This is a genomic window from Bacillus sp. J41TS8, from assembly GCF_018333035.1.
In the GTDB taxonomy this organism is placed as follows: domain Bacteria; phylum Bacillota; class Bacilli; order Bacillales; family Bacillaceae; genus Bacillus; species Bacillus paralicheniformis.
In genome coordinates this window covers 458,380-471,708 of the sequence record NZ_BORF01000001.1, presented here as the reverse complement: position 1 = coordinate 471,708, position 13,329 = coordinate 458,380, and the positions used below count along the sequence as shown (strand labels likewise).

The 13,329-nt window shown below is 46.3% G+C and carries 10 protein-coding genes; 9 read left to right on the top strand and 1 reads right to left on the bottom strand.

Annotated elements, in window-relative coordinates; translation table 11 throughout:
* Window positions 1-115 precede the first annotated feature (115 nt).
* The 8 genes from icd (at window position 116) to coaE (ending at window position 10,380) form a co-directional block, all read left to right on the top strand.
* Window positions 116-1,387, top strand: coding sequence for an NADP-dependent isocitrate dehydrogenase (icd, locus tag KI350_RS02515; RefSeq protein ID WP_023855485.1), 1,272 nt, complete (start codon window positions 116-118; stop codon window positions 1,385-1,387).
* 47 nt (window positions 1,388-1,434) lie between these two features.
* Window positions 1,435-2,373, top strand: a complete 939-nt coding sequence (gene mdh, locus KI350_RS02510; RefSeq protein WP_020452553.1) for a malate dehydrogenase — start codon at window positions 1,435-1,437, stop codon at window positions 2,371-2,373.
* 329 nt (window positions 2,374-2,702) lie between these two features.
* A complete protein-coding gene (locus KI350_RS02505; protein WP_020452552.1) occupies window positions 2,703-3,425 on the top strand; it encodes a response regulator transcription factor in 723 nt (240 codons plus the stop codon).
* A complete protein-coding gene (pnpS, locus tag KI350_RS02500) occupies window positions 3,418-5,163 on the top strand; it encodes a two-component system histidine kinase PnpS (RefSeq protein WP_059231763.1) in 1,746 nt (581 codons plus the stop codon). Before KI350_RS02505 ends, pnpS begins: the two co-directional genes overlap by 8 nt.
* Window positions 5,164-5,418: 255 nt before the next feature.
* Window positions 5,419-8,058, top strand: coding sequence for a DNA polymerase I (polA, locus tag KI350_RS02495; RefSeq protein ID WP_059231764.1), 2,640 nt, complete (start codon window positions 5,419-5,421; stop codon window positions 8,056-8,058).
* Between the two features lie 18 nt (window positions 8,059-8,076).
* Complete coding sequence (gene mutM, locus KI350_RS02490) at window positions 8,077-8,904, top strand: DNA-formamidopyrimidine glycosylase (RefSeq protein ID WP_023855481.1); 828 nt, start codon at window positions 8,077-8,079, stop codon at window positions 8,902-8,904.
* A 220-nt stretch (window positions 8,905-9,124) separates the two neighbouring features.
* Window positions 9,125-9,757: a sporulation membrane protein YtaF gene (gene ytaF / locus KI350_RS02485; protein ID WP_009329359.1), complete on the top strand. Its 633-nt coding sequence runs from the start codon at window positions 9,125-9,127 to the stop codon at window positions 9,755-9,757.
* Between the two features lie 17 nt (window positions 9,758-9,774).
* A complete protein-coding gene (gene coaE / locus KI350_RS02480; protein ID WP_035338188.1) occupies window positions 9,775-10,380 on the top strand; it encodes a dephospho-CoA kinase in 606 nt (201 codons plus the stop codon).
* 25 nt (window positions 10,381-10,405) lie between these two features.
* On the opposite strand, the gene KI350_RS02475 is transcribed toward coaE, so the two are convergent.
* Complete coding sequence (locus KI350_RS02475; protein WP_236808684.1) at window positions 10,406-11,626, bottom strand: pectate lyase family protein; 1,221 nt, start codon at window positions 11,624-11,626, stop codon at window positions 10,406-10,408.
* Window positions 11,627-12,143: 517 nt separating this feature from the next.
* Between KI350_RS02475 and KI350_RS02470 the strand changes: the two genes are divergently transcribed.
* Window positions 12,144-13,166 carry a glyceraldehyde-3-phosphate dehydrogenase gene (locus tag KI350_RS02470; RefSeq protein ID WP_020452546.1) on the top strand — a complete coding sequence of 341 codons (1,023 nt, stop codon included), beginning with the start codon at window positions 12,144-12,146 and terminating at the stop codon, window positions 13,164-13,166.
* Window positions 13,167-13,329: the final 163 nt, after the last annotated feature.

The window sequence follows — 13,329 nt, the reverse complement described above, 5'->3', positions numbered from 1 at the left end:
TTCTTAGGAAACAACGATTTCATGAATCTATGAAAAAACATGTTTGTCCCCCGCCAAACGGGGGAAACAAATGTTTTTCTATATTGAAGAATTACATATTATGGGAGGTTTTATTGTGGCACAAGGCGAAAAAATTACAGTCTCCGGCGGAGTATTAAACGTTCCAAACAACCCGGTCATCCCGTTTATTGAAGGGGACGGAACAGGTCCTGATATTTGGAGAGCGGCTTCCAGGGTTCTCGAAGCGGCTGTGGAGAAAGCGTATAACGGCGAAAAGGAAATCACTTGGAAAGAAGTCTACGCCGGGGAAAAAGCGTACAACAAAACAGGCGAATGGCTTCCTGAAGAAACGCTTGATACGATCCGCGAATACCTGATCGCGATTAAAGGTCCTTTAACAACTCCTGTAGGCGGCGGAATCCGCTCATTAAACGTAGCGCTAAGACAAGAGCTTGACCTGTTTACATGCCTGCGTCCTGTCCGCTATTTCACAGGCGTTCCTTCACCGGTTAAGCGCCCTGAAGATACGGATATGGTCATCTTCCGCGAAAATACTGAAGATATCTATGCCGGCATCGAATACGCGAAAGGCTCTGAAGAAGTTCAAAAGCTGATTTCATTCCTGAAAAACGAGCTTGGCGTTAACAAAATCCGTTTCCCTGAAACATCAGGCATCGGTATCAAGCCGGTTTCTGAAGAAGGAACGTCAAGGCTTGTCAGAGCTGCGATCGAGTATGCAATCGAGCACGGCCGCAAATCTGTAACGCTCGTCCATAAAGGAAACATCATGAAATTCACGGAAGGCGCCTTTAAAAACTGGGGCTATGAAGTGGCTGAAAAAGAATTCGGCGATAAAGTATTCACATGGGCCGAATACGACCGCATCGCTGAAAAAGACGGCAAAGACGCTGCAAACAAAGCGCAAAGCGAAGCTGAAGCGGCCGGCAAAATCATCATCAAAGACAGCATCGCTGACATCTTCCTTCAGCAGATCCTGACCCGCCCTGCCGAGTTTGATGTTGTGGCGACAATGAACCTGAACGGGGACTACATTTCAGATGCGCTTGCTGCCCAAGTCGGCGGAATCGGCATCGCTCCTGGAGCAAACATCAACTATGAGACAGGACACGCCATCTTTGAAGCGACACATGGTACAGCTCCAAAATATGCTGGCCTAGACAAAGTAAACCCGTCTTCAGTCATCCTATCCGGCGTGCTGCTTCTTGAGCATTTGGGCTGGAATGAAGCTGCCGATCTTGTGATTAAATCTATGGAGAAAACAATCGCATCCAAAGTCGTCACATACGATTTCGCTCGTTTGATGGACGGCGCGACTGAAGTTAAATGCTCTGAATTCGGTGATGAGCTTATCAAAAATATGTCTTAAACGGCTGTTTTGGGGTAAAACAACAACAATTAAAAGGGGTAGAAAACATGGGAAAGAAGCGAAATAAAGTATCTGTCATCGGAGCGGGCTTTACAGGTGCAACAACTGCGTTTTTAACGGCTCAAAAAGAATTGGCTGACGTCGTGCTAGTCGACATTCCGCAGCTTGAAAACCCTACAAAAGGGAAAGCGCTCGATATGCTGGAAGCGAGCCCTGTCCAAGGATTTGATGCGAATATTACAGGAACGGCAAACTACGAAGATACGGCCGGCTCAGATATCGTCGTCATCACGGCGGGAATCGCAAGAAAGCCGGGAATGAGCCGGGACGACCTCGTGGCTACAAATGAAAAGATCATGAGGAGCGTAACGAAGGAAGTTGTTAAATACTCACCTGATTGTATCATCGTCGTTCTGACAAACCCTGTGGATGCGATGACATACGCCGTCTATAAAGAATCGGGCTTCCCGAAAGAGCGGGTCATCGGCCAGTCGGGAGTTTTGGATACGGCAAGATTCAGAACGTTTGTCGCTCAGGAGCTCAACCTTTCCGTCAAAGACATTACAGGTTTTGTACTGGGCGGACACGGGGACGATATGGTTCCGCTCGTTCGCTACTCTTATGCAGGCGGCATTCCGCTTGAAACGCTTCTTCCGAAAGACCGGATCGATGCGATTGTTGAAAGAACGAGAAAAGGCGGGGGAGAAATTGTCAACCTGTTAGGAAACGGAAGTGCGTATTATGCGCCAGCCGCTTCCTTGACAGAAATGGTTGAAGCAATCTTAAAAGACCAGCGCCGCGTGCTGCCGACTATTGCCTACCTTGAAGGCGAATACGGCTATGAAGGCATTTACCTCGGCGTTCCGACGATTATCGGCGGAAACGGTCTTGAACAGATCATTGAACTTGAACTGACTGAAACAGAAAGAAGTCAGCTTGATCGATCCGTTGAATCAGTCAAAAACGTCATGAAAGTATTATCATAATGAAAACAGCAGGAAGGCTTTATACAAGCCTTCCTGTTTTTGAATGCGATCTTTTTTTACATAAAACCATATGAAAATCAAGACATAAACACGGGCTGTCAGCATATACCTAATCATAATCATCTGCCCGGACATTTTCATTCTTTTTTCTGGAAGCATTCCATCGCTTAAAACAGCGGTTTATTGCCGAAAAAGAGAGATTTTATGCAAAACACTGAAAAATCAAATTGTCGAACGGATAGGCTTTCGTTAAAATAGGAGTGAAAACGTTTATTTAACAAAAGATAGAGAAAGAGATGTCGGGGAAATCTGAAGCCTGGAGGCATGTCATGAGCAAAAAGATATTAGTTGTAGATGATGAGGAATCGATTGTTACCCTTCTAAAATATAACCTTGAACGGTCGGGCTATCATGTGGTGACGGCCATGGACGGAGAGGCCGGCTTATTAAAGGCGATTGAAGAGAAGCCGGATCTGATCGTGCTCGATCTGATGCTTCCTAAAATGGACGGCATTGAAGTATGCAAGGAACTCAGACAGAAGAAGCTGATGTATCCGATTTTGATGCTGACCGCTAAGGATGATGAATTTGATAAGGTGCTCGGTCTCGAGCTGGGTGCCGATGACTATATGACGAAGCCGTTCAGCCCGAGAGAGGTGACGGCAAGGGTCAAAGCGATTTTAAGAAGAACACAGACGCTGTCCGTTCATCCGGAGGAGACGGAAGAACCGGATGCAGGCGAGCTGATCATAGGCGAATTGAAAATACTTCCAGAACATTATGAGGTTTACTTTCAAAACGAACGCCTCGAGCTAACGCCTAAGGAATTCGAACTCCTTTTATATTTGGGAAGGCATAAAGGGAGGGTGCTGACGAGAGACCTTCTCCTCAACGCTGTCTGGAACTACGACTTCGCGGGCGATACGCGCATCGTCGATGTCCATATCAGCCATCTTCGCGATAAGATCGAAAAAAATACGAAAAAACCGGAATACATTAAAACAATCAGAGGTCTTGGCTACAAAATGGAGGAGCCGAAGCTGAATGATTAAATTCCGGACCCGGCTTTTAGCTGCCCTGCTGACGCTTTTGATTCTCGTATTTGCTTCACTCGGTTTTCTGCTCGTTCACTTGTTTCACTCCTCATATGATGCCAAACTGAGCAGCCATATTGAAAAAGAAGCCGCTTTGGTCGCTTCATTGGCAAATCGTGAAAACATGAAGTCTTCGGAGCAAGGAGCCATTTTAGAGAAGGCAAGCCGTGAACTGGACAGTCATGTATCGCTGGTTGATACAAAAGGTCAGGTTCTTTTTCATTTTGGGGGCCGTGCAGAAGATCAATCCGTTATCAAAGAAGCGCTTGAGTCGGATTTAAACGGTGAAGGAGGAGGCTTCAGAATCAATCCGGATGACGAGTCGGTTTACCGTTACGTGCAGCCACTGAAAGAAGACGGGAATGTGAATGGATATATTCTGATCAGCACTCCTGTCGATTCATTGCAAGATATCAATCAAAAGATCTGGATTCTCCTCGGCGTGAGCCTTGGAACGGCCTTTTTAATCATCGCCGGGCTTGGGGCGAGAATAACCTCTCAATATACGAATCCGATTGAGTCTGCGACACAAGTAGCGATTGAGCTTGCCAAAGGAAACTATAAAGCAAGAACTTTCAACGAAGATGAAACGATGCTGAGCCAGTCCATCAATATGCTGGCGCAGAACCTGCAGGACATGACAAGAGCACAGGAAATGCAGCGCGACCGTCTGCAAACCGTCATCGAAAATATCGACTCCGGTCTGATCTTAATCGATGGAAAGGGTTATATTCACCTTGTGAACCGCGCTTATCAAAAGCAATTTCACGTAGAAGCCGATCAGCTTCTTTACCATTTCTATCACGAAGTGCTCGAACACGAAGAAATCATTAATCTCATCGAAGAAATTTTTATGACGGAAACAAAGGTCCGCAAAATGTTTAAACTGCCGATCAAAATTGAAAGAAGGTATTTTGAAGTCGACGGAGTTCCAATTATCGGCATCAATGATGAGTGGAAAGGCATCGTTCTCGTGTTCCATGATATGACGGAAAGAAAGCAGCTTGAAGAAATGAGGAAGGACTTTGTCGCCAATGTCTCCCACGAGCTGAAAACGCCGATTACATCGATCAAAGGGTTCACCGAGACGCTTTTAGACGGAGCGATGAACGAAAGGGAGACGCTGCTGCAATTTCTATCGATCATCTTAAAAGAGAGCAGCCGTCTGCAAACGTTGATCCAGGACCTGTTGGATCTGTCGAAAATCGAACAGCAGAACTTCACCTTGAATATTCAAAATTGCAATATAGGTGAAATCCTCGCTGAAATTGGGATGCTTTTGAAGAATAAAGCGGAGGAAAAAGGAATCACCTTGACACTGGAAAAGCCGGAGAAGCCAGCCGTTGCTTCCGGGGATCCTCACAGACTAAAGCAGATCTTTTTAAATTTGGTGAACAATGCCCTCACATATACGCCTGAAGATGGAAACGTAACGATTTCGGCTGATGTACTGGAAAATGCAGTGCAAGTCAAAGTGAAGGATACGGGCATCGGGATCAAGCGGTCCGAAATCCCGAGAATATTCGAACGCTTCTACCGGATCGATAAAGACAGGAGCAGAAATTCAGGAGGAACCGGTCTCGGCCTTGCGATCGTCAAGCATTTAGTCGAAGCCCACGACGGTGAAATCGACGTCGAAAGCGAGCGGGGGAAAGGCACCGAATTCACGGTCCGCTTAAAACGCGCATCCGAGTAGCTTCATTTAGCAAACTTTACAAAGGCTTAACAACTTTTATATATATGGTTAAAACTTGGCTGATAGGATCATTAGTGAACCCCTTCATCCAAGGAGCCATATGGACGGACGCGATCAACAGCGCGTCCCTTTTTTTATTTTTCTGCGAAATCACTCTCATTTTCCTTTCAAAATGAACTTTGCTAAAATAAAATAAGCAAATATGATCACGAAGTTGAATGGAAGCTGACGAATCGGCTCCTTAGGAGGATAAAGATGACTGAAAGAAAAAAACTAGTATTGGTTGACGGAAACAGCCTGGCTTACCGCGCGTTTTTCGCTCTGCCTCTTCTCAGCAATGAAAAAGGGATACATACAAACGCTGTGTACGGTTTTACCACGATCTTAATGAAGATGCTTGAAGAAGAAAAACCGACCCACATGCTCGTTGCTTTTGATGCGGGGAAAACGACATTCAGACATAAAACGTTTAAAGAATATAAAGGCGGCAGACAAAAAACGCCGCCCGAGCTGTCCGAACAGCTGCCGTTTATCCGCGAGCTCCTCGACGCCTATCAAATCTCAAGGTATGAGCTTGAAAACTACGAGGCCGATGATATTATCGGCACCCTTGCCAAGTCAGCGGAAAAAGACGGATTTGAAGTGAAGATTTTTTCAGGCGACAAAGACCTGACACAGCTGGCTACAGAAGGAACGACGGTCGCCATCACGAAAAAGGGCATTACAGATGTTGAATACTATACGCCGGAACATGTCCGGGAAAAGTACGGACTTACACCTGAACAAATCATTGACATGAAAGGGCTGATGGGAGACTCATCAGACAACATTCCAGGTGTGCCGGGCGTCGGCGAAAAGACGGCGATCAAGCTTTTGAAACAGTTCCATACAGTAGAGGAGCTGCTGTCGTCAATAGACGAAGTCAGCGGAAAAAAACTGAAAGAAAAGCTTGAAGAATTTAAAGAACAGGCATTGATGAGCAAAGAGCTTGCGACAATTACGACAGAAGCGCCGCTTGAAGTCACCCTCGATTCCCTCGGATACGAAGGTTTTGACAGGGAAGCGGTCGTCAAGATTTTTAAAGATCTCGGTTTTAACTCTTTGCTCGAAAGGATTGGCGAAGAGCCGGGAGAAAAAGAAGAAGAACAGTTTGAAGAGATCAACGTCACGATCAAAACAGACATCACGGATGATTTGTTTGCGTCACCGGCTTCACTCGTTGTCGAACAGCTCGGCGACAATTATCATGAGGCGCCGATTCTCGGTTTTTCGATCGTCAACGAACATGGCGCTTTCTTCATCCCGGAAGAGACGGCCGTTCAGTCGGACCGTTTTAAAGAGTGGGCCGAAGACGAGTCGAAAAAGAAATGGGTGTTTGATGCAAAACGCGCGGCGGTCGCTTTGCGCTGGCGGGGCATCGAACTGAAAGGCGCAGAATTTGACGTTCTCCTTGCGGCCTATATCATCAATCCGGGACACTCTTACGACGATGTTGCAAGCGTTGCGAAAGAACACCAATTACACATTGTCGCGGCAGATGAAGCGGTCTACGGAAAAGGCGCGAAACAGGCGGTGCCGGATGAGAAGGAGCTTGCCGACCATTTAGCCAGAAAAGCGAAGGCGATATCGCTGCTCCGCGAAAAGCTCCTTGATGAATTGGAGAAAAACGAGCAGCTCGATCTGTTTGAAGCGCTCGAAATGCCCCTCGCCCACATTCTCGGTGAGATGGAATCGATCGGTGTCCAAGTCGATGTCGACAGATTGAAAAAAATGGGAGAAGAACTGTCCGCCAAATTAGCGGAATACGAGAAGAAAATCCACGAGTCAGCAGGTGAAACGTTCAATATCAATTCACCAAAGCAGCTCGGTGTGATTTTGTTTGAAAAACTCGGGCTGCCTGCCGTCAAAAAAACAAAAACGGGCTATTCGACTTCAGCCGATGTGCTGGAAAAACTGCGCGACAAACACATCATTATCGAAGATATTCTGCACTACAGACAGATCGGCAAGCTCCAGTCCACATACGTCGAAGGGCTTTTAAAAGTAATCAAAAAAGACAGCCATAAAGTGCATACCCGCTTTAATCAAGCTTTAACACAAACGGGAAGGCTCAGCTCAACCGATCCCAATCTGCAAAATATACCGATCCGTCTTGAGGAAGGCCGCAAAATCCGGCAGGCGTTTGTCCCTTCGCAAAAAGGCTGGCTCATATTTGCTGCGGATTACTCCCAAATCGAATTGAGGGTTCTCGCCCACATTTCAAAGGATAAAAATTTGATTGAAGCGTTCACGAACGATATGGACGTTCACACGAAAACGGCGATGGATGTTTTTCATGTATCAGAAGAAGAAGTCACCCCTGCGATGAGGAGGCAGGCGAAAGCCGTCAATTTCGGAATCGTCTACGGAATCAGCGACTACGGCTTGTCGCAAAACCTGGGAATTACAAGAAAGGAAGCGGCCGCGTTTATTGAGCGCTATTTCCACAGCTTCCAGGGAGTTAAAGAATACATGGAAGAAACCGTTCAAGAAGCGAAACAGAGGGGCTATGTGACGACTCTTTTAAGCCGGAGGCGGTATATACCGGAATTGACGAGTCGGAATTTCAATCTGCGCAGCTTTGCCGAACGGACGGCAATGAACACGCCGATCCAGGGAAGCGCCGCAGATATCATTAAAAAAGCGATGATCGACATGGCGGACAAGCTGAAAGAAAAAAATCTCCAGGCCAAACTGCTGCTGCAGGTTCATGACGAATTGATTTTTGAAGCGCCTGAAGATGAAATCAAAGTGCTTGAACAACTGGTTCCGGAAGTAATGGAACATGCATTGGAGCTCGATGTTCCGCTGAAAGTGGACTGCGCTTCAGGGCCTTCATGGTACGATGCAAAATAGAGAAAAGGAAGTGATGATGTGCCGGAATTACCAGAAGTCGAAACGGTCCGGCGCACTCTTGCCGGGCTTGTAAGAGGGAAAACGATCGATGCGGTTGATGTCAGATGGACAAAAATCATAAAACGTCCGGAGGAGCCTGAGGAATTCGCAAGGCTCCTGGCCGGTCAGACGATTCAGTCGATCGGAAGAAGGGGAAAATTCCTGTTGTTTCATCTTGATGATTGTGTCATGGTTTCCCATTTGAGAATGGAAGGAAAGTACGGGCTTCATCAAAACGATGAACCTCTTGATAAACATGTGCACGTTATTTTCAGGTTCACGGACGGAAGCGAGTTGCGCTACCGGGATGTCAGAAAGTTCGGCACGATGCATTTGTTTAAGCCGGGGGAGGAACTGACGGAGCTGCCTCTCAGGCAGCTCGGTCCCGAACCTTTCAGCGAGGAATTTACAGCCGGTTACTTAAGAGAGCGCCTGAAGAAAACAAACCGCTCAGTGAAAACCGCACTGCTCGATCAGCGGACAGTGGTCGGGCTGGGCAATATTTATGTCGACGAGGCTTTATTCAGAGCCGGTATCCATCCCGAGACAACAGCGAACAAGCTCACAAAAAAACAGACGGTTCTTCTTCATGAAGAGATCGTTCAAACGTTAAAGGAAGCTGTTGAAGCAGGGGGAAGCACAGTCAGATCTTACATCAATTCACAAGGTGAAATCGGCATGTTCCAGCTCAAACTTTTCGTTTACGGCCGGAAAGATGAACCTTGTAAAAAGTGCGGATCTCCAATTGAAAAAACAGTCGTTGGCGGAAGGGGCACGCATTTTTGCATAAAGTGCCAGAAAAAATGACAATCGCATAAAAGGGACAACAGCAAGCCGTATCATGGTTCAAGCTGTCGATGCATACGCTCCATATAGCTGTTAAAAGCAAGCTTTAAGGTGTGATGTTTCTTTTTCGGGTAAACAACACACGGATGGTTTTCTTCTTTCATATATATAAGAAGCCTAGAAAGCTGCCTTTAGGCTGCATGACTTAACTGCTCGCATCAACAGAAAGGAAGAGCCTGATATGATGTTTGCATCTTTCTTGCTGCTGGCATTTGCCGTCAGCTTGGACAGTTTTTCAGTCGGATTTACTTACGGATTGCGAAAGTTGAAAATCCCATTTAAAGCGATTTTGATTATTGCTTTTTGCTCTGGAGCCGTGATGTATATTGCCATGATGATCGGAACCCTTTTGGCGAAATTCCTGCCCGTTGTCGTAACAGAAAGGCTCGGAGCCGTCATATTAATGGGGATCGGCGCATGGGTGCTGTATCAGTTTTTCAGGCCGGAGAAAGAACAGGATCTCGTCTTCTCTGAAAAAACGCTCATCAACCTTGAATTGAAATCGCTCGGAATCGTGATACACATTTTAAGAAAACCGACAAGCGCCGACATTGATAAATCAGGAATCATTACCGGTATAGAAGCTTTCCTTCTCGGTTTCGCCCTCTCTATTGACGCGTTCGGAGCAGGGATCGGCGCGGCTGCGCTCGGCTTTTCCCCTGTACCGATGAGCATTACGGTAGGCATCATGAGCTCATTGTTCGTATTTTGCGGAATACAGGCGGGGCGATTTTTATCGAAATGGAACTGGATGGATAAACTGACCTTTCTTCCCGGTATATTGCTGATTATGATCGGCATCTGGAAACTGTAAGAAGGAGGTGCAGGCCTTTGACATTGGTCATCGGGTTGACCGGAGGGATTGCCAGCGGCAAAAGTACTGTCGCGCAAATGTTCCAGCAGTGCGGCATCACAGTCGTCGATGCGGACGTAATCGCGAAAGAGGCCGTTGAACAAGGGATGCCCGCTTATCAGAAAATCGCTGAGACATTTGGTCAAGGCGTGCTGCTTGAAACAGGCGGTATCGACCGGAGAAAACTTGGAGAAATTGTTTTTACTAACGAAGAAAAGAGGATGCAGTTAAATGCGATCGTCCATCCGGAAGTGAGAAAAATGATGATCAAACAGCGCGACGAAGCCATCCGGGCCGGTGAACGGTTTGTTGTTCTCGATATTCCGCTTTTATATGAAAGCGGGCTTGAACATTTGACAGATAAAGTGATCGTCGTCTGGGTGCCGATGGAGCTTCAGCTTGAGCGGCTGATGAAAAGAAACCGGCTCACTGAAGACGAGGCGCTGAACAGAATTCACGCCCAGCATTCTCTTGACGAAAAAAAGAAAAAGGCAGACGCGGTGATCGATAACAGCGGCAGTCTGAAAGATACAGAAGGGCAGCTTCATCAGCTGCTTGATACATGGTCAAATATTGAAAAGTGAGCGCGAAATTGCGCTCACTTTTTTATTAGTCGTTGTTAAACTGGCTGTAATTCGCATAATACAGCGCGGTGCGTTGTGCACCTGCATACCGTTCGGCAAAAGCTTTGGCATTGCCTGCCTTCATCGTCCGATAGCTGTAGTTGGATGAAGGTTTCCAGCTTGTTTCAGGCGATTTCTGTCCTTTTATCGCCGGATATGATCCGACATCTTTAAATGAGCCGTCTCCGTAATCATCAAGTATGCCTTTCTCGCTGCCCGTACCGAAGTAATTGGCTTCAGAATAAATTTTGGCCAATGTCGTTATCGTGAAGCCTAGATGGTAATTGTTGATATAATTGTTTTTCACATGAAAATGGCCGTAACGCATCAACCCGGGCGCCCTGACATAGAGATTCTCAAAGCGGTTGTGGCTGATTGTCATCCGCGGATATCCATTATATATACTGTGGTATTGCTTGTCATCTTGAGGCCAGCCGAGAATCAAGCCGTACCTGTGGTCTGTGAATGTGCTGTGAGACAGTGTGACGTAATCGGCTTTAGCGCCGATGTATAAGAGCTTGTCGAGATCGTGACCGTTTGCTGAATAGCTGTGGCCCTGGAATGTGACATGGTCAATCCAGTAATTCCTCGAATCGGTAATGTAAACAGGGATGTCGTTGTTTTCATTTATGAATGCATCATGTGCAATGATCAGATTTTTGAAAATCACGTTGCCTGAGTCCGTTTTTGTTTTAAAGTAAATGTTGTTCAGCTTATGTTTTTCATACGAGCCGATGATTGTTTTATTGGCACCCACCGTCAATACCGTTTTGGCTTTAGCGCCGATATTGCTGGAGACGACAATGGTGCGGGGCGTTGAACCTCCAATATTGGCTTTCAGTTCGCCCAGATTGTTGACATAGACGACTTTTCCAAGCAGGCCGCCGGTTGTGCCTGTTTTCTGCTTGCCATTCGTTTCCTTTGCATAGCCCGCGAAACCTTCGAGACCGTCGCTTGGAAGCTTCCACTTTTGGACGGAGCCGCCTGTATATTTGGCAAGCTTCACTCCGTTGCCGTCCAGTGTCAGGGCAAGGCTGTTGTTTTGCGCACTGACGATTTTATACGTGATAAAGTCTCCGTTTCCGTCTTTGTCAGCCCCGATAATATTCCACAACTCTTCTTTTCGTGAATTGTCATAGTAGACTACAGCGGGATTATTGTTTGACAACGCGTAATGGGAAGGGATGATAATTTTGCCGTTATCCATATTTCTGATTTTGAACTGTTTGCCGTCAGACGTATCCAGCCTCCATCTTTCTGCTTTTTCCCCGCTCATCTGTTTTGCTGTTAGCGGTGCATTATCTTGATTCCCGGCGGGCGTGATGTTTATGCCTGATAAGCTTTCCAGCCTGATCATCTGTTTCGGATAATCTTCGTTCGCCGCGGAAGCGGCTGCTGTTCCTATAAAAAAATAAATGCCGGCCGCAGCCAAAAAAGAAATGATAAAATATATGTTTTTGGTCAGTTTCATGGTTGTCCTTTCTTGAAGACACTGCCTTCTGTCGTGTGGAAATTTGGCGCCGTTGGAAATTGTAGCACTAAAGATGTATTTGAAATATATGCTTTAATGCCGATTTTTTCTAGTTCTTTGTTCACTGTTTCACAAAAACCGCGTAAATTTGCTGTAAAAGATACAAATGGTATGGCTAATTAAAAATAATGTGTTATACTTATTTTGAATAAATCATGATGTGGAATGACATAAAATAAGGGGTGCATATTTGATGAAAGTGAAAGTTGCGATAAACGGATTCGGCCGGATCGGCAGAATGGTGTTTAGAAAAGCGATGCTTGATGAACAGATTGACATTGCAGTGATCAATGCGAGCTACCCTCCGGAAACGCTCGCTCATTTAATAAAGTATGACACAAATCACGGCCGATATGAGCTTGATGTAAACGCTGGAGACGATTGCCTGTTCGTTAACGGTAAAAAGGTCATGCTGACCAATCAGAGGGACCCTAAACTTCTTCCGTGGGCGCAATACGGGATCGACATCGTCGTAGAAGCGACGGGGAAATTTAACGCGAAGGAAAAAGCGGAAGCTCATATTGAAGCCGGCGCGAAAAAAGTTATTTTGACAGCGCCGGGGAAAAATGAAGACATCACAATCGTGATGGGCGTCAATGAACGCGAATTTGATGCGGAGCGTCATACGATTATTTCAAACGCTTCCTGTACGACGAATTGTCTCGCTCCTGTCGCAAAAGTGCTTGATGATGCATTTGGCATTGAAAACGGCCTGGTGACCACTGTTCACGCATTTACAAATGATCAAAAAAATATTGATAATCCGCACAAAGACTTGAGAAGGGCGCGCGCCTGCGGTTCTTCGATCATTCCGACAACGACAGGCGCCGCGAAAGCGCTGTCACTTGTCATGCCGCATTTAAAAGGAAGAATGCACGGCCTGGCCCTGCGCGTTCCCGTCTCAAATGTGTCACTCGTTGACCTTGTGGCTGATTTAAAAAGCGATGCGACGGCAGAAGATATTAATGAAGCGTTCCGAATGGCGGCGGCAGGCTCGATGTCCGGGATCCTCGATGTATGCGATGAACCGCTTGTCTCATCCGATTTTAATACGAATCCATACTCGGCGGTGATCGACAGCCTTTCAACAATGGTGCTTGAGAACAGAAAGGTGAAAGTGCTCGCATGGTATGACAACGAATGGGGATATTCGTGCAGGGTTGTCGATTTAATCAGATACGTGGCTTCAAGAATGAAACACCCTTCGGCTGTATAAAATAAGAGCATGGACGGATAAAAAATAAATACCCCTTAACCATCAAATGATAAAACCGCCTTGCAAAAAATATTCAAACAAAGTATACTATTTTTCGTGAACTTCTAGTTCGTGAGCGCTTCGGCATTACTTAAAGGGTTAGGACCTCTCCGGACTAACTTTC

What these genes read in the sequence shown, in the direction of transcription:
- mdh (WP_020452553.1), top strand. Translation starts at nt 1,435, where the DNA reads ATGGGAAAGAAGCGAAATAAAGTATCTGTCATCGGAGCGGGCTTTACA.
- KI350_RS02505 (WP_020452552.1), top strand. Translation starts at nt 2,703, where the DNA reads ATGAGCAAAAAGATATTAGTTGTAGATGATGAGGAATCGATTGTTACC.
- pnpS (WP_059231763.1), top strand. Translation starts at nt 3,418, where the DNA reads ATGATTAAATTCCGGACCCGGCTTTTAGCTGCCCTGCTGACGCTTTTG.
- polA (WP_059231764.1), top strand. Translation starts at nt 5,419, where the DNA reads ATGACTGAAAGAAAAAAACTAGTATTGGTTGACGGAAACAGCCTGGCT.
- ytaF (WP_009329359.1), top strand. Translation starts at nt 9,125, where the DNA reads ATGATGTTTGCATCTTTCTTGCTGCTGGCATTTGCCGTCAGCTTGGAC.
- KI350_RS02475 (WP_236808684.1), bottom strand. Translation starts at nt 11,626, where the DNA reads ATGGATAACGGCAAAATTATCATCCCTTCCCATTACGCGTTGTCAAAC.
- KI350_RS02470 (WP_020452546.1), top strand. Translation starts at nt 12,144, where the DNA reads ATGAAAGTGAAAGTTGCGATAAACGGATTCGGCCGGATCGGCAGAATG.